Source organism: Idiomarina xiamenensis 10-D-4 (assembly GCF_000299895.1).
Lineage (GTDB): Bacteria > Pseudomonadota > Gammaproteobacteria > Enterobacterales > Alteromonadaceae > Idiomarina > Idiomarina xiamenensis.
This window is the reverse complement of record NZ_AMRG01000001.1, coordinates 266,961-284,251: the sequence shown is the minus strand read 5'-3', so window position 1 is coordinate 284,251 and position 17,291 is coordinate 266,961. Positions and strand designations below refer to the sequence as shown.

The window sequence follows — 17,291 nt, the reverse complement described above, 5'->3', positions numbered from 1 at the left end:
AGCCAGTCTTCGGACTGGCTTTTTTGTATCTGCGGCTTAAGCGTCAACTACCGTGTTTATTGTCACCCTCGATATCGCTGCCGTTATCACCCTGCAGCTGGCTTTTTGCCTTAAGAATATCTTCCAGAACATCCTCGTCTTGGCCCGGCATGTTCTCTTCGGTGGCAACCTGTAGTTCACGTGCGTCGTATTCCCAGCGTTCTAGCACATCAATTTTCTCTTCATCGGTTAGTTGCTGGTCTTTTAAGACATCGCTAGGTTTGGCATAGGCCGATGCTGGATCAGCGAGTATGGCTTCCTTTTTCATCTGTCCTCCTCAACGCCTTTTCGCGTCACATCAAAATAGCGACTACATACATCTTTAAAGTCTAGTCGATCATGCCCTAAACGTTTAGTTACTTGCATCTTTTTTACACAGTGAATCCGCTCAAACGAGTGGTAAAAAGCCCACTGCGTGCTAATCTTTGTAATTCCGTCAAGCAATCGGAGTACGGCATATGAAGGAACATGAAAAGCTCAATTATGTCGAGTTAGCAGCCCACGATCTGGATACCACCAAAGCGTTCTTTAGCGCGGTTTTTGAATGGCAATTTACCGATTACGGCGATGACTACACCGCGTTTTCTGGTGAGGGGTTAGATGGTGGCTTTTATCGTGCAGAACAAGCCAGCCTGAGCGAAAACGGTGGCGCATTGCTGATTTTTTATAGCGCCGATATCGAAGCCACCTTAAATAAAGTAAAAATGCACGGCGGGCGCATCATCAAACCCATTTTTGAGTTTCCCGGTGGCTGCCGTTTTCATTTTCTCGAACCAAGCGGTAATGAGTTTGCGGTTTGGTCTGAAAAACACTTAGCCTAATTTTTACAGAGGCTTTGCAATTCGTTAACAGATGACTCAAATCAGGCTGTGCCATACTGCTGATATAGTCAACCTGATTATATCTTTCGCAGTTGGCTGCAGCTTTGTAACCAACCCAAGGGGTTAATTGAGGAATAACGGAGTATTCATATGTTAACCATCGCAACCGCCGCAAAAACCACCGCTATTAAACAATACTGCCAACACTGGTTAGGCTGCGTCGCCATTGGTGATTTTAGCAATGCCCAAGCATTGATCGATAAACCCAATGAGGCGGGTCGGCAGTGGAGTCGTCCCGATATTCAGCAGTGTTTAACTAGCTACTTTGGCGATGGTCGGCAAACGCCAACTTATTGCATTGATAACCGCGATATCGACCACTGCCAGCCCTGCTTTATGGAGCGCGACGACGGCGGTTTACTGTGTGACTTCAATTTACCGGTCAACGACCAGTTAACGGATTTAACGGTACAATTTGAGTTTAAGCCAACTCAAGCCAATCAATTTGAAGTCACCATCCATGACATTCATGTGCTGTAACAGCAGTGCATGAATGAGTCGGTTAGCCCGGTATTGACGACAATCACCGGGTTCAATCGTGATTCAGCGTGGTTGCCAGCTTATCGAGTAAACCTCTTAACTGTTGCAGTTCTGTAGCTGATAGCGCCGACAAGTGACAAAGCATCGCCTCAGGCACACTTTCAGCTTTATTTTTTAAGGCTCGTCCGGCAGCGGTCAACACAACAACCCGACTCCGTTGATCGTTGTCCGCGCGATGAATCTCAAGCAATCCTTTAGCCGATAACTTCTTCAGCATTAAACTCATCGCGCCGCCATCGATGCGGGTTTTCCGCAACAAGTTGTGAATAGAGACTTGGTCACGCTCCCACAAGGCTAACAAGGTTAAATACTGCGGGTAAGTCAAATCTAGCGCCTGTAACAACGGCCGATAGGCACGCGTTAAGGCATTAGAAATGGTGTAAAAGCGGTGACATAGCTGATTATCTAGCTTCAGTAAATCGGTCATAACAACATCCATCGCGCTATCGTCAAACTATTTTGCACACAAAGTAGTTGCCAAGCAAGTTCGATTTGGCTATATTTATTTTGCATGCAAACTAGATATTCAAATATTTACTCACGACCTAAGAGGATAGCATCATGCAAACTCCCGATAACGTACTTTACACCGCTATCGCAACCGCTACCGGTGGCCGTACCGGCAGCGCCCGTTCAGACGACGGCAAATTAGACATTGAGCTTTCGACGCCTAAGCAGTTGGGCGGTGCCGGCGGTGACGGCAGCAACCCAGAACAGCTCTTTGCAGCCGGTTATTCCGCTTGTTTTATTGGCGCCCTGCAACACGTTGCCGCTAGCCAAAAAATCAAACTCGGTAACAACGTACAGGTCACCGGAGAAGTCGGCATAGGCCCGGCTGGAGCAGGCTTTGCCTTAACGGTTAAGTTGTTAGTTAAGTTACCCGATTTAGATAAGGCCAGTGCCCAACAATTAGCCGACCAAGCACACCAAGTCTGCCCCTATTCAAACGCCACTCGCGGCAATATCGACGTGACGATTGAAGTCGCTTAATCAGCGCGCTAGTGCAGCGCATGATAGTGTTAACCAGCTAAGCCTCTATAGATCTGAGGCTTAGCTCTTTAAGCTTTGCCGTACCTGGTTGGCAAACGCCACAAACTTTTCTTTCATGGTGCATTTAACTTCAACCGATAAACTGGCGAGCGCGGCGTGACCGGTGACCACCAGAGTCGGGCCTTGACGCCCGCCCATTGATGGCGCCGTATTGTCGGTTGACGCTAAAATGTCGGTCATCTGTAGCACCACATTGACGTGCTCAGGCACATATAAGGTGACATCGCTAACCCAGTTAGCGATGTTTATGGTGACTTGCTGAGTGGTAAAAGTCGCGTCAGAAAAGTCCAAAGTAACACTGCCCAAAACGGCTAATACCGATAATTCCTCGGGTACTAGCCACTGGCCGTTGCGATGACTCGACGACAGTATGGAGGTAATGCGCTCATGGCGTGCTGTACCAGCGCTTTGATAACGTGGCATAAAACTCTGTTGGCGCTGTTGCTGATAAGCGTTATCCGGCTCCAAACTGAGATCGGCAACCAACTCCACTAAGCGTTGATGGCTGTCGGTATTTGTTGCCTCGTCTAAGCGACGCTCGAACGCCTCTGCCGAAATAACGCCATGACCATAACTCATGATCAACTGGTCGATGGCTTGCTCGCGCACTTGTTCAATCGGTCTGTCGGTGATCGTTACACCGTCGTTATGAATAGCCATGAGTCACTCCTTAAACGCTTCTATTATCAAATTATGGCTCACCAGCCATCTTCATATAAATATTAAGCAAAGTTCAAGCCAGAAAATAAATACATATAAAACAAAAACTTAAATAAATTCATCTTATTGACTTACGCGATAGTCGGTTATTTTTCTTAAATAATAGCGAAAAAAACGAGATATTGGCGATAACAAGTCCGCTTCATACCGGGAAGCCAGTAAAACACTGCTTAACATTCACAAATAAAATGATTGAGATTTATTTAATAAATTTCATAAATAAATAAAATTCAGACTACGCTGAAACACATCGTTAACAAATGCACAAAAAGCGAGCACACCGATGGTTCAGCAACAGCATTCAACGCCATTAAACTTCGTCGTTACGTCGACCTCAGCCAGTGAACAATTGTTTACTCAGGCGGCGGTCGATTTTTTAAGCGCTTTAGTCAGTAAGTTTCAACCACGTTTGACCGAGCTACTGGCGCAACGGCAGCAACAACAACAGTACTACGATCAAGGCCAGCTACCGGACTTTGACGCCGCGACGCGGCACCTGAGAGAGGGCGACTGGCGTATCGCTGAGTTACCCCAAGAGTTAACCAAAAGACGCTTAGAAATCACCGGCCCGGTGGATAGAAAAATGGTTATAAACGCGCTTAACGCCGATGTCGACGTGTTTATGGCTGACTTTGAAGACGCGCAATCACCGACTTGGCAGGGGCTACTTGAAGGGCAAATAAACCTGCGTGATGCCAATCTGGGCAATATTAGTTTTACCGATGCCAACGGTAAGCAGTACGCGTTGAAAGCTCAACCCGCACTACTGATTGCCCGGGTACGCGGTTTACACCTGCCCGAGAAACATATCCTTTATCGACAACAAGCCATTGCCGGCGCACTCATGGATTTTGCTCTTTACCTGTTTCATAACTATCAAACACGCTTAGCGCGCGGTAGCGGTATTTATTTTTATCTACCCAAACTCGAGCACAGTCGTGAAGCGGCTTGGTGGGCTGACGTGTTTCATTTCAGCGAGCAATACCTAGGCTTGAACACCGGTAGTATCCGCGCCACGGTGCTGATCGAGACATTACCGGCGGTCTTTCAGATGCATGAGATCTTGCACGCCATGCGCGACCATATTGCAGCGCTTAATTGTGGTCGTTGGGATTATATTTTTAGCTACATTAAAACTTTACGCGCGCATCCTGACCGGGTCTTACCGGATAGGCAAGTAGTGACTATGACCCAACCATTTTTAAACGCTTATTCACGTTTACTGGTTGCCACCTGTCATCGCCGTGGCGCGCTGGCAATGGGTGGAATGGCGGCATTCATTCCCAGTAAAGACGCACAACAGAACGAGCAAATACTGGCTAAAGTTTATGCCGACAAGGAATTAGAGCGCGATAACGGTCACGACGGTACGTGGATAGCGCATCCCGGCCTAGCCGCTACCGTGCGTGAAGTGTTTGTCGATGGTCTTGATAGCGATAATCAGCTTGACCAACAACCCGACATCAGCGACGTCGACCAAGCACTGCTATTGCAGCCTTGCAGTGGTGAGCGCAGTGAACAAGGCATGCGCATGAACATCCGTGTCGCTTTACAGTACATCAGCGCTTGGTTAGACGGCCGTGGTTGCGTGCCAATTTATGGCCTGATGGAAGACGCCGCAACTGCAGAAATTGCACGGACCTCGATTTGGCAATGGATAAAACACGGCAAAACGCTGAACGACGGCCGCATTGTCACTGCCGAGCTCTTTACAACGCTGCTTGATGAAGAAGCGGCGCGGGTAAAAGCCGAAGTTGGCAGCGCGCGCTGGCAACAACAGCCTTTCGTGCAAGCCCAACAGCTTTTACTCGACATCACCACCGCCGCTAGCCTAACCGAATTTCTGACGCTACCGGGTTATCAGCAGTTGCCATAAGCAGCCGCGCAAACCGACAAGGAAACCACTATGAACAAGCAACAACAACAAGCCATCGCCGAGTTACAGCACGACTGGGATAACAATCCTCGCTGGCAAGGGATCAGCCGCAGCTATAGCGCAGCCGATGTCATTCGCTTACGCGGTTCAGTGCCTGTCACGCACACTTATGCCAGCCGCGGTGCTGACAAACTGTGGCGCTTACTCAACGGTGCCGCGCAAGAAAAATTTGGCAAGCCCTACGTCAATGCACTCGGCGCGCTGACCGGTGGGCAAGCGGTGCAACAAGTGAAAGCTGGCCTACAAGCGATTTATCTATCCGGCTGGCAGGTCGCCGCCGACAATAACAGTGCGTTGAGTATGTATCCTGATCAATCGTTATATCCGGTCAACTCGGTGCCCACCGTGGTCGAGCGTATCAATAACAGTTTTGCGCGTGCCGATCAGATCCAATGGAGTCATGGCCTCAGTGCCGATGACGACAGCTACATCGATTATTTTGCCCCCATTGTGGCCGACGCCGAAGCCGGTTTTGGCGGCGTACTCAACGCCTATGAATTGATGCGGGCAATGATTAATGCGGGTGCGGCTGGCGTGCACTTTGAAGACCAATTGGCGGCGGCGAAAAAATGCGGCCATATGGGCGGTAAAGTACTAGTGCCAACACAAGAAGCGGTGCAAAAGCTAATCGCCGCACGTTTGGCTGCCGACGTCGCTGGCGTGCCCACGTTGTTATTGGCACGTACCGACGCCAACGCCGCCGACTTGCTGACCTCTGACGTTGATGCCAACGACCAACCATTCTGCACCGGTGAGCGCACCAGTGAAGGCTTCTACCGTGTCAACGCTGGCATCGAACAAGCCATATCACGCGGCCTGGCTTATGCGCCATACGCCGATTTGCTGTGGTGCGAAACGGCAAAACCCGACTTGGATGAAGCGCGCCGTTTTGCCGAAGCCATACATGCTCAGTATCCGGGTAAACTACTGGCGTATAACTGCTCGCCATCATTCAACTGGAAACGTAATTTGGACGATGCCACCATCGCTAAATTCCAACGTGAGCTGGCAGCCATGGGTTATAAATTCCAGTTTATTACCCTCGCCGGTGTCCACAACATGTGGTACCACATGTTCGAATTAGCCTACGATTATGCCCGTAACGATATGTCTGCTTATGTGAAATTACAGCAACAAGAGTTTGCTGCGGCGGACAAAGGCTACACCTTCGTGGCGCACCAGCAAGAAGTCGGTACTGGCTACTTCGACAGCGTCACCAATGTTATTCAAGGCGGTCAGTCATCGGTGACGGCACTCACCGGTTCAACCGAAGAGGCACAATTTAAGCATCCCGCTTAAAACGTAACGTTTGTGGATAAGGAAAGACATCCGCGACCTGACCGGCGCGGATGTCTTGCTGCTGTTGCTGCCAATAGGCGGCACTTAACAGTTCGGCATGATTCGCCCGAAACAGCTCGCGCAGGTTGCTATCGGTTAAGGCAAAGGTCGCTAATTGCTGCGGAAACACATCGTCTGGACCCACCGTATACCAGGGTTCATCGGCATAACGCTGGTGGTCGTCTTGCGCTTCGGGAATATCACGAAACTGCATATCGGTTAGGTAGCGCACTTCATCATAATCGTAAAACACCACCCGCCGCTGCCGCGTCACGCCAAAGTTCTTTAATAACATATCGCCGGGAAAGATATTCGCCGCCAGCATATCTTTTAGGGCTTGCCCGTAATCGTTCATCACCGCACAAATATCTTCCTGACTGGCATAGCTCAGGTAAACATTTAGCGGGATCATACGGCGTTCGACAAATAATTGCCGAATGACCACCAAGTCGTCCTCATAACACAACGACATCGCCGCATGTTGTTGCAACTCGGCTAGCAATTCAGGCGCAAAGCGCTGTTTAGGAATAGCCACGTCGGTGAATTCCAAGGTATCCGCCATACGTCCCACGCGATCATGCTGTTTTACCATACGGTAACGCTTAATGACGGTGTCGCGGTCAATTTGCTTGCTATGCCCAAAACGGTCGTTGATCACCTTGAACACATACGGAAAAGACGGCAGGGTAAACACGGACATCACCAAACCTTTGGTGCCGGGCGCATTGACCACTAATTCATCGGTGCTTTGCAGGTGCTGTAAAAACTGCCGATAAAACTCGGTTTTACCCTGCTTATGAAAACCAATCGCGGCGTACAATTCGGCTAACGTCTTGTTCGGCATCAACTGTTTGAGAAAGCGCACCAACGCCGACGGGGCGCGCGTGTCGACAAAAAAGTACGAGCGTGCAAAGCCAAAAATGATGGCCATTTGAGCGGCATCGGTGATCAACGCGTCTAAAAATAACTGCCCATCTTGACGCCGTAAAATCGGTACAATTACCGGATAAACGCGGTTAGCGGTAACGATGCGACCGACAATATAAGCCGCTTTATTGCGATAAAACGGCGCTTTTAGTACGTCAATGCGTAACTCATGAGCGGCTAAATCGGCCTCTAACGTGCGCCCCATAAACGCCTCACGCAAACGTTTAATATCATCCGTTAAATCCAGAAAGGCATTACTGAGGCCACTATCGGCAATGATTTTTCGTAAACTGTTCGCAATGCCGTCGACAACCGGAAAGTAAGAACGAAATTCGCTTTCTAATGGCAACGGAATGGCGTCCGCTAACGTCGATGCGACAAAAATATAGTCGTTATTAAAATAACGGCGTTCAAACAAACGACAAAACACCGAATTATAAAAGGTCTCGGCTAACTCGGCTTGTGGATGAAACTGTAAACACTGCTGGTAGCTGAGCCTGACTTGGCGCCATAGCGCTTCGTCTAAGTCATCGGTTGGCATACGCTTACGCAGCAACTGAGTGGTTTCAGCCACCCGTTCGTCGTAACAAGAAATACGCGCCATGGACACTTTTTGAATGCCCTGCCACCGGCCTTTTGAGAAGTGTTCCGCGACCTCCTGCGTCAATGCTTGAAATAACGTGTAATGACGCTGAAAACCACGCAATATCAACTGCACAATAGTGCCCGCATCGAGACTGTTGAGCGCCGTGATCGACATAGCCCATCCATCGCATTAAAGATTTTCTAACGTCAATTTAAACCTTTTTCAACGATTTTACGACTCAGTTAAGCAGTTACCTGCAGCCATGAGATCTGACTATGAAAATTGCCGACACCAGCGCCCAAGATGTCGTCATCGAACGCTCGCCACGTCGCAAACGCCGCTTAATGCTAGTGCTGGGGGGCAGCCTGACGCTGGCGTTGTTATTGGCGCTGCTAATACCGAGTGTGGCGCGCTGGTCAAAAGCACAAGCGTCGGTGCCCATGGAGCGCCTGCGCATCGCCACCGTTACGCAAGCTGACTTAATCCGCGACATCAGTATTCAGGGGCGGCGGTCAGCCCCACCTTGTACGCACCTGCCGATGGTATCGTGAGTTATCAGGTCAACGCCGGCGACACCGTGGCAAAAGGCGATGTGTTGGCGGTTATCGACAGTCCTGACTTGCAAAACCAGCTGCAACAAGAGCAAGCCACCCTCGATAGACTGAGCATAGCGGTATCACGCCAGCACATCGACAGTCGCCAATTGACCCTAGAGAATAAAAAAGCGGTGGATATTGCCCGCGTCACCTTAACCGCCGCACAGCGTGAAAAACGTCGAGCCGATAAGGCTTGGCAAGTGAATGCCATCAGCCAAATTGACTACGAAAAAGCACAGGACGAACTGGAAAACGCGCAATTAGTTTTTGAACATGCCGAAGCCGATGCGCAACTGGCTAACGAAAGTCAGCGCTTTGAACTACAGACTCGTGAGCTAGAACTTAGCCGCCAACAATTGCTGGTCGCAGACTTACGCCGCCGCACCGACGCCTTAAGTATTACTTCGCCGGTCGCAGGTATGGTTGGTAACCTGAGCTTGCAACAGAAAAATCAGGTCACCCGTCATCAAGCGTTACTGAGTGTAGTTGACTTGTCTGCCTACGAAGTTGAAATCGCCATCCCAGAAAGCTATGCCGATGATTTAGCGCTCGGCATGGCCGCTGAAATTCATTACAACGGCGAACGTCACGCCGCCACCTTGATCGCCATTTCGCCCGAGATCCAAGATAACCAAGTGATTGGACGCGTGCGTTTTGCCGATTCGATGCCGGCCGGCTTAAGACAGAGTCAGCGCTTAACCACCCGTGTGCTATTGGAAAACAAAGCCAATGTACTACAGGTCAGTCGGGGACAATTTATCAATAGTGGCGCCGGCCGCGTCGCTTATAAAGTACAAGACGGTATTGCTTACCGCACCGCTATCACCATCGGCGCCACCAGCCTCAATGCGGTCGAGATCATCGACGGCTTGCAGTTAGGCGACCGCATTATTATTTCGGACACCGAACCATTTGCCAGCGCCGACACCGTGCGCCTAACCGACTAAGGGATCACCACCATGTTAGTGATGCAGCAACTCACCAAGAAATTTCGTACCGATGATGTCGAAACTCATGCGCTACGCGACTTTAACCTGAACGTTAACGAGGGAGATTTTATTGCCGTTACCGGCCCGTCAGGCTCTGGCAAAACCACCTTTTTGACCATCGCAGGTTTACTAGAAGACTTTGACAGCGGCAGCTACCAACTGGATGGCGAGTCGGTTCAGGGGCTCAACGACAAAGCGTTATCACGCTTACGAAACGAAAAAATTGGCTTTATCTTTCAAAGCTTCAACCTGATCGCCGATTTAAATTTGTTCGATAACGTCGACTTACCGCTGCGCTATCGCGGCTTTAACGCCGCCGAGCGCAAACGCCGCATCGAGCAAAGCTTGGAGTTAGTCGGTTTGCAGCATCGCCTGAAACATTTACCGACGCAACTGTCTGGCGGTCAGCAACAACGCGTCGCCATCGCTCGCGCACTGGCTGGTGAACCGCGCTTTTTGCTGGCCGATGAGCCCACCGGCAACCTCGACAGCCAAATGGCGCAATCGGTGATGGCGCTGTTAGAACAAATCAACCAACGCGGTACCACCATTGTCATGGTTACCCACGACAGTGAATTAGCCAAACGCGCCAGTCGCAATTTAGTCATTCGCGATGGTCGCGCCAGCGAACAAGTTGTTAATCAGCGTGCCGTATCGCAGTTTGCTAGCGCATAAGGGGTCAGCCATGTTCAGTTATTATCTGCGCCAGAGCCTGATCAGCCTAAAACGTAACCCAATTTTATCGCTATTAATGGTAATGGCGATTGCGCTGGGTATCGCTGCCGCCATGACCACCATCACGGTCAATTATTTGATGTCTGCCGATCCCATTCCGAGCAAGAGCGACCGCTTGTTTTATGTACAGCTTGATAGTTGGAGCGCGGACGAACCCTTTTTAGAACCTAATCAACCACCAGATCAACTGACCTGGCGCGACGCTACCGAGTTAATGCGTGCCGCCAAAGCCGAACGGCAATCAGCGATGGCGACCTCAATGATGGTTATCGAACCGGATGTAGCACAACAAAAGCCGTTTTCGGCGTCGGTGCGCTTGGCCTACAGCGACTTTTTCCCGATGTTTAACGTGCCCTTTCAATACGGCCAAGGTTGGCACAGCGATGCCGACCAAAGTCGACAGTTAGTGGTGGTGTTAAGCCACGACATGAACGAGCGTTTATTCGGCGGTGAAAACTCGGTGGGACAGTCACTACGCATGGGCGGTCGCTTGTTTCAGATCGTTGGCGTCATGCAACCCTGGCAACCGCGGCCCCGCTTTTTCGACGTCACCACCGGTGCTTTTGCTGACATGAATGATGTCTATGTGCCCTTTTTATTAAAAGAGGCGCTAACACTGCCTAACGGCGGCAATAACAATTGCTGGAAGCCATTGCCCGACGCCACTTTTCAAGCTTATTTAAACTCCGAGTGTATCAGCAATCAGTTTTGGGTCGAACTGTCCGACCAACAAGCCGTAGCGGATTACCAGCGCTTTTTGGACAACTACGTTACCGAGCAAAAGAAACTGGGTCGCTTTCCTCGCCCGCTCAACAACCACCTATCGGATGTCATGAGCTGGATGGAAAAGCAACAGGTGGTTAGCGATGACGCACAAATCATGATGTACATGGCGTTGATGTTTTTGCTGGTTTGCTTACTCAACACGGTTGCCTTACTGCTCGCTAAGTTTCTGGGTAAAACACCAGAAATTGCGCTACGTCGGGCGTTAGGCGCCAATCGTCGGCAATTAATGCAACAACACGTGTTAGAAACGGCCTGTATCGGTATCGCCGGTGGCGTATTAGGGCTAGTGCTGACATGGCTAGGACTGCTTGGCGTAGAACGGTTGTATCAAGGCAACTTAAAAGATCTCACGCAACTGGATTTGCCATTACTTGGGATGGGCATGCTGCTGGCATTGGTGGCAGCCATACTGGCTGGCCTTTATCCCACTTGGCGAGCTTGCGCTATCGCGCCTGCCGGTCAACTTAAAACACAATAAAGGACATCGTGATGATAGCCATCGGACCGACTTTCCGAGCTTTACTCCGCAATAAAGTTGGCGCCTTATTGCTGGCGTTGCAGATTGCTTTAACCATGACCGTGGTGGTCAACGCCATTCACGTGATCAGTAGCCGCGGCGACTTAATGTCGCGGCCATCGGGGCTAGACGAAGCCAATCAATTTTATTTAACCAGCACCGGTTACGCCAGCAACTTTAATGAAGCGTTAGTGGTAGCCGAGGACCTGCGTCAACTGCGTGCCCTCCCCGCCGTGGCCGGCGCTATTCAAACCAATGCCACACCACTGGGCAGTAGTGGTTGGTCAACCGGCTTATCGCTATCCATGGATGAACAAGCCAGCGGGGTTGGGGCAGCGGTGTACTTTGTTGATGAAACCGGCCTAGATACACTGGGTGTTAAGTTAATCGCTGGGCGTAACTTTCGCGCTAACGAGATAGGTGAACGGGAAAAGAATGCCATTGATTGGCCATCACAAATTATCGTTACCGAGGCTACCGCAGCAGGCTTATTCCCCGACTTATCACCAGCCCAAGTGGTCGGCAAAAGTGTCTACATCTCGTCTACTTCGCAGACCACCATCATCGGCGTGATCGATCGCTTACAAGCACCGTGGAATGGCTGGTCGGGGGTCGAGCGCTCGATGCTAATACCGCAACGAACGCTATTTGGCAGCTCCCGCTACTTTATCCGCGCCCAGCCCGGCCAGTTAAACCAAGCCATGCGTGCGGTGCAAGATCACTTAGACCAACATCCGCAAGGCCGTTTGATCCGCAATGTACGTACCATGGACGAAACCCGAGCGCGTAGCTATCGTGACGATCAAGCGTTGCAGGGAGTGCTGTGGGTGACCATGACCGCGTTGGTCATTATCACCGCGCTGGGCATTATCGGCATGGTCAGCTTTAACGTTAACCGGCGACGCAAACAAATCGGCACACGGCGAGCGCTGGGCGCTAGTCGCAATGACATTATCGGTTATTTTATGTTGGAGAATCTGCTCACGACTGTGGTCGGCTTAGTGCTAGGCAGTGTCAGTAGTATTTTGCTAAATATCTGGTTAGTCGATACCTTCAACCTACCCCGTATCGGCTGGCTGTATTTGCCGGTCGCCATGTTGCTGTTAATTGTGGTCGGCTTACTGGCGGTTTACGGACCCGCGCGCAAGGCTGCCGCCATTTCGCCGGCGTTGGCGACACGTCAGTAAGAACACTAAGGTTGAGGTCGGGGACTGCGATTTGCTGGCGATAGCGATGGCGGCGCCCCGACGAAATCGTTATAATCTCGGCTAATAGAGGTAGACGGGGTTATTCAAACCATGAATACAGTAAAGGATATCGATCTTAACCTACTGATTTACTTAGATGTGTTATTGCGCGAACGCAACGTCACCAAAGCCGCTGCGCAACTTAATATCACCCAACCGGCCATGAGCAACGGCTTAAAGCGCTTGCGTACGCTGTTAAACGATCCCATTTTAGTGCGCACCAGCGAGGGTATGATACCCACCGAACGCGCCTTAGAAATGCGCCAGCCGGTACGCGATATTTTGTATTCGGTAGAGGAGATGATCCAGCCCTCGCGCGAATTTGAGCCCGCCTCAAGCGAGCGCGTTTTTCGCATCATGGCCTCAGATTATGCCGCTTCTACACTGACACCTACCTTATTGGGCAAGTTAAAAACCTTAGCGCCCGGCATTTCTCTGGATATTATGACGCCGTCAGATATTAGTTTTCACGATGTCGAGAACGGTAAAGTTGATTTGGCCATTAACCGTTTTGAAAAACTGCCACAGTCTTTTCATCAAAAATCGCTGTGGAAAGATAACTTTGCCTGCTTGATTCAAAAAGACCACCCGTTACTCGACGACTATAGCTTGGATAACTACTTGCGTTACGAACATGTTTGGGTAAGCAAAACCGGCTTTGGCGTGGGTGTGGGAATGGACCCACACGATGTACAAAAACTCGGTTGGGTCGATGAAGCGCTAGCTAGACAGGGCAAAAAGCGCGACATTCGAGTCTTTACCCGTAACTACCATGTGGCTATTTATTTAGCCCGGCAGGGCTTGATCGCGACCTTGCCCACCCGTGCCGCCGAGCTGTACGGCAACGACCCGGCGCTGGTGACTCGCGAACCGCCGTTTACCATTCCACCGTTGTCGCTAACCATGATTTGGAGCCCGCTGTTACAACACGACGAGGGTCACCGCTGGTTCCGACAGCTGGTTGCCGAAACCGCTAACGATACGTAAACCGTCCCTAAAAAAACGCCCGCTGAGCAGCGGGCGTTTTTACTATAACTCACTTTTCCTGACTTATTGTTGCCAGAAAAACGGCTGCCGGGCGGGTGCTTGCGGCGATAGCTGGTTCATCGTTTCGGCGTCAAACAGACGACCATTGACCATGGTATGAGTGACCTTATCGGTAACCCGAATGTCACTTAACGGATCGCCGTCAATAACAATGATGTCGGCTAATTTACCGTTTTCAATAGAGCCAAGCTGATGGTCCATACCAAACTCACGCGCCGGGTCGATAGTCGCGGTACGTAACGCTTGCATCGGTGTCATACCGCCTTGCGCCATCATCCAAATCTCCCAATGTTGCGCCAGCCCTTCGCGTTGACCATGAGCCCCCGCCACCACGGTAACCCCCAAATCCTGTAGCTGCTTAGCGACATGAGCGTTATTGAAGTGGTTGTAGTGATTGTGTGGGGCCTTTTCGCGACGCATCGACTTGCCCACTAGCACATCTTGCGGCACGAACTTGCTCAAGCGCGGGTGCTTCCAGACATCGGTTTCGGCATACCAATAGTTCTCGCCCCAAATACCGCCGTAGGCAACGCCCAGGGTCGGCGTATAAGCCACATCGGTTTGCTGCCACAGTTGCGCAATGTCATCATACATATTGGCTACTGGAATCGAGTGCTCAATGGTGGTGTGGCCGTCGACAACCATGGTCAGATTGTGCTGTAACAGCGATCCGCCCTCGGGTACTACCATCATCTCTAGCTCACGTCCGGCTTCGATAATTTGCTGACGCTGATTGCGACGCGGTTGGTTATAGCTTTTAACCGAAAAAGCGCCGACTTTCTTTAACCGTTGCAAGTGAAACTTGGCATCGTCTAAATCATCGACATGGGCGGTATAACCGGGGCCGTTGGCGCCGTATAAAATGGTGCCGGTAGAGAAAATCCGCGGCGCCGCGATAAGTCCCGCTTTTTGCATTTCACTGGCGGCAAAAATTTCGCTGGTATCGTTTGACGGATCATGAATCGACGTCACGCCAAAAGCCAGAGTGGCATATGCCTTCCAGTTCTGTTGCGGAATGATCTCATTATCGCCCTGCGGCCCATGCGCGTGCGCATCGAATAATCCCGGCATTACCGTTTTACCGCGAGTATCAATCACCTGCGCGTCGGCGGGTACGTCAATCTCAGCGCTAGTACCCACTGCCACAATGTGATTGCCTTTGACGATGACAGTACCGTCTTCGATGACTTCATCGCCGTTCATGGTTAGTACCTGACCGCCGACAAAGGCGACGGTTGCATCGGGCACTAAGCTGTCTTGCTGAAAGCTAATATTGGTGCCACTTTCAACGCCGCTTAAATCCAGCGCTTGAGCGCCGATATCAAACAGCCCGGCCACCGAGGTATGATACAGCTCTGGCCCTAACGACCAATACAATCGTTTGCTATCGGCGGTCCAGGCAATATTTTCGCCCGCCCTTACTGACAACTGTTTAACCGGCAATTGCTTATCTTCAGGGCCAATATGAATCGTCTCGCCGCGCTCGACAAAGGGCGTCACAAACACTTTAAAACGCTCGGCAAAGGCTAAGTATTTGCCATCTGGTGATACCCGATATTCGGTAGCATGGTCACCGCTATACAGTTCACGCTGTTGCAGCGTCTCTAAGTCAACGCTGAGCAAGCGTGGTGTGGCGCCCGCATCCATCAGGTAAAGTCTATCTGAGCGCGCACCAAACTGTGGTTGATAGCCGTTTTCTGAGAGCAAGCGGGGCTCGCTGTCCGACGCTAACGACAGTTGGTAGATGCCTGGGTTAACACCAAAGCTATCGGGGGTAATATAGCCACCACGGATCTTACGGTAGACCACGCTATTGCCATCAGGCGCAAACACCGCTTCGATAAATTTACCTTTGCCAGTATTCAGCACTCGCTCTTTGCCAGTGTTTAAGTCGCGCACAATTAACTGTCCCTGACGTTGATCGTGCCAAGTACTGTAAACCAGCTTGCTACCATCACGTGAATAGCTGGGAAATAACTCCCACGCATCATTACGGTCGGTCAAGCGTTGCGGCTCGCCACCCGCTAAATCGCGTTGATATAAGTGCCCTAGCGCCTCATAAATGGTCTGTTTAGCGTCTGGTGATACTTGCACCATACGCAGCATTTTTACGTCGAACTGGTCGTTATCGATATCTTGTTTAAAGCGCAACGCGGTTTGCACTTGCTTGCTGGTGTCGACACTAAATGGGATCACGCGCGTGCTTTGGTCGGCAATATTTAGGCGCATGATTTTACCTTTCGCCCAAAACACCAACTGTTGGCTATCTGGGGTCCAATCCATGGTCGGATAAACACCATGAATAGCCCAAGTTTCTTGCATATCACGATCTAAATCGCTGAATAAGCGCTGTTGTTCGCCGGTTTGCAAGTTGTATAAATAGAGTACGCTGTCAAAGTCTTCACGCTTGATATAAGCCAGATATTTACCGTCTGGCGATGGCGTCGGTCGGATGGCACCGCCGGCGCCCGCCAGTATAACGTCAATATCACCGCTCTCACGGTCGTAGCGCTTAATTTCGTATATACCCTCTAACGAATCTTTGCTGTAGTGAAAGGTTTTACCGGGCGTGTCATCCTGCGAAAAGTAAATATAACGACCGTCGGGCGAGAACGCCGGTTCGCCAAGATCTTTTTGATCATTGTCGCGAGCGGTTAATTGCACCCCGCTACCGCCCGTTTTATGGTACATCCAGACCTCACCGGCACCCAGCGAACGACGTGCGGTATAATGTTTTCGAGCGACCAAAAATTCGCCGTCAGGACTCCACGCCGGACTATTCAGCAAACGAAAGGTTTCGTCGGTAACCGCACGTACATTGCTACCATCGGCATCCATGATCCAGATGTTGTCAGCGCCACCCTGATCTGAAGTAAAGGCAATATGACGCCCATCCGGTGAATAAACCGGCTGCATTTGCCAAGCAATGCCACCCAATAGCAGTTCAGCGTCGCCACCGCTGGCGGGGATACGATAGATGTCGCCTAGCAAGTCAAACACGATGTATTTGCCATCGGGGCTCATATCGACATTCATCCAGGTGCCTTCTTGTACCTTAATGTCGACCTGCTTGAAGTCACCCTGCGGCTCGTTGACCGACCAGGTTTGCTCGGCAGCAGCGAATGCGGGTAGCAAAGCCGCGGCTATAGCAGCCGCTAGCAACGGCTTGCGTAATGGCGAGAAGTGTTTGTTCATGGTTTTAACCCTGTTAGTTATTATGTATTTGCCCTAACAAGGGTTGTACTGAGCGTCACAGCCGCTGTCCAGTCGCTGACGGTTAACGGTCAAAGGAATACGACCAGTGGAACTTTAACGTCGCTTTGCTGCCGAATAACAATAACATTCATGATTCAGGTT

The 17,291-nt window shown here is 50.7% G+C and carries 16 protein-coding genes; 11 read left to right on the top strand and 5 right to left on the bottom strand.

All coding sequences use genetic code 11. From position 1 onward, the window contains the following. Window positions 1-43 precede the first annotated feature (43 nt). Entirely contained in the window at window positions 44-307 is a 264-nt protein-coding gene (locus A10D4_RS01255; protein WP_008487213.1) for a hypothetical protein, read from the bottom strand. 190 nt (window positions 308-497) lie between these two features. Between A10D4_RS01255 and A10D4_RS01250 the strand changes: the two genes are divergently transcribed. Both A10D4_RS01250 and A10D4_RS01245 read left to right on the top strand, forming a co-directional pair. Continuing rightward, a complete protein-coding gene (locus tag A10D4_RS01250; RefSeq protein WP_008487212.1) occupies window positions 498-860 on the top strand; it encodes a VOC family protein in 363 nt (120 codons plus the stop codon). A 150-nt stretch (window positions 861-1,010) separates the two neighbouring features. Then, window positions 1,011-1,400 (top strand): DUF7668 domain-containing protein, encoded by a 390-nt coding sequence (locus A10D4_RS01245; RefSeq protein WP_008487211.1) that lies wholly within the window; start codon window positions 1,011-1,013, stop codon window positions 1,398-1,400. A 52-nt stretch (window positions 1,401-1,452) separates the two neighbouring features. On the opposite strand, the gene A10D4_RS01240 is transcribed toward A10D4_RS01245, so the two are convergent. After that, window positions 1,453-1,887: a MarR family winged helix-turn-helix transcriptional regulator gene (locus A10D4_RS01240; RefSeq protein WP_008487210.1), complete on the bottom strand. Its 435-nt coding sequence runs from the start codon at window positions 1,885-1,887 to the stop codon at window positions 1,453-1,455. A gap of 134 nt (window positions 1,888-2,021) precedes the next feature. Between A10D4_RS01240 and A10D4_RS01235 the strand changes: the two genes are divergently transcribed. Further along, the gene (locus tag A10D4_RS01235; protein WP_008487209.1) at window positions 2,022-2,450 is read left to right on the top strand and encodes an organic hydroperoxide resistance protein; all 429 of its coding nucleotides are present in this window, start codon (window positions 2,022-2,024) and stop codon (window positions 2,448-2,450) included. 60 nt (window positions 2,451-2,510) lie between these two features. Here A10D4_RS01235 and A10D4_RS01230 read toward each other — a convergent pair whose 3' ends face one another. Next, on the bottom strand, window positions 2,511-3,170 hold the full coding sequence (locus tag A10D4_RS01230; protein ID WP_008487208.1) for a LiaF domain-containing protein: 660 nt from the start codon (window positions 3,168-3,170) through the stop codon (window positions 2,511-2,513). Window positions 3,171-3,513: 343 nt separating this feature from the next. On the opposite strand from A10D4_RS01230, the gene aceB reads away from it, so the two are divergent. Both aceB and aceA read left to right on the top strand, forming a co-directional pair. Continuing rightward, window positions 3,514-5,106 carry a malate synthase A gene (aceB, locus tag A10D4_RS01225; RefSeq protein WP_008487206.1) on the top strand — a complete coding sequence of 531 codons (1,593 nt, stop codon included), beginning with the start codon at window positions 3,514-3,516 and terminating at the stop codon, window positions 5,104-5,106. A gap of 30 nt (window positions 5,107-5,136) precedes the next feature. Further along, window positions 5,137-6,465 (top strand): isocitrate lyase, encoded by a 1,329-nt coding sequence (gene aceA, locus A10D4_RS01220; RefSeq protein ID WP_008487205.1) that lies wholly within the window; start codon window positions 5,137-5,139, stop codon window positions 6,463-6,465. Here aceA and aceK read toward each other — a convergent pair. Continuing rightward, window positions 6,449-8,191 (bottom strand): bifunctional isocitrate dehydrogenase kinase/phosphatase, encoded by a 1,743-nt coding sequence (gene aceK / locus A10D4_RS01215; RefSeq protein ID WP_008487204.1) that lies wholly within the window; start codon window positions 8,189-8,191, stop codon window positions 6,449-6,451. The genes aceA and aceK overlap by 17 nt on opposite strands. A 101-nt stretch (window positions 8,192-8,292) precedes the next feature. Here aceK and A10D4_RS14505 point away from each other — a divergent pair, with 101 nt between their 5' ends. From A10D4_RS14505 to A10D4_RS01190, 6 genes are all read left to right on the top strand, one after another. Then, window positions 8,293-8,568, top strand: coding sequence for a hypothetical protein (locus A10D4_RS14505; RefSeq protein WP_337467661.1), 276 nt, complete (start codon window positions 8,293-8,295; stop codon window positions 8,566-8,568). Continuing rightward, the gene (locus A10D4_RS01210; protein WP_337467659.1) at window positions 8,565-9,560 is read left to right on the top strand and encodes an efflux RND transporter periplasmic adaptor subunit; all 996 of its coding nucleotides are present in this window, start codon (window positions 8,565-8,567) and stop codon (window positions 9,558-9,560) included. The genes A10D4_RS14505 and A10D4_RS01210 overlap by 4 nt, the downstream gene beginning before the upstream one ends. A 12-nt stretch (window positions 9,561-9,572) precedes the next feature. Beyond that, window positions 9,573-10,277 carry an ABC transporter ATP-binding protein gene (locus tag A10D4_RS01205; protein WP_008487203.1) on the top strand — a complete coding sequence of 235 codons (705 nt, stop codon included), beginning with the start codon at window positions 9,573-9,575 and terminating at the stop codon, window positions 10,275-10,277. Window positions 10,278-10,287: 10 nt separating this feature from the next. Beyond that, entirely contained in the window at window positions 10,288-11,601 is a 1,314-nt protein-coding gene (locus A10D4_RS01200) for an ABC transporter permease (RefSeq protein WP_008487202.1), read from the top strand. An 11-nt stretch (window positions 11,602-11,612) separates the two neighbouring features. Next, entirely contained in the window at window positions 11,613-12,827 is a 1,215-nt protein-coding gene (locus A10D4_RS01195; protein ID WP_008487201.1) for an ABC transporter permease, read from the top strand. A 111-nt stretch (window positions 12,828-12,938) separates the two neighbouring features. Then, window positions 12,939-13,874, top strand: a complete 936-nt coding sequence (locus A10D4_RS01190; RefSeq protein WP_008487199.1) for a LysR family transcriptional regulator — start codon at window positions 12,939-12,941, stop codon at window positions 13,872-13,874. A gap of 63 nt (window positions 13,875-13,937) precedes the next feature. Here A10D4_RS01190 and A10D4_RS01185 read toward each other — a convergent pair whose 3' ends face one another. Further along, complete coding sequence (locus tag A10D4_RS01185; RefSeq protein ID WP_008487198.1) at window positions 13,938-17,129, bottom strand: amidohydrolase family protein; 3,192 nt, start codon at window positions 17,127-17,129, stop codon at window positions 13,938-13,940. Between the last annotated feature and the right edge of the window lie 162 nt (window positions 17,130-17,291).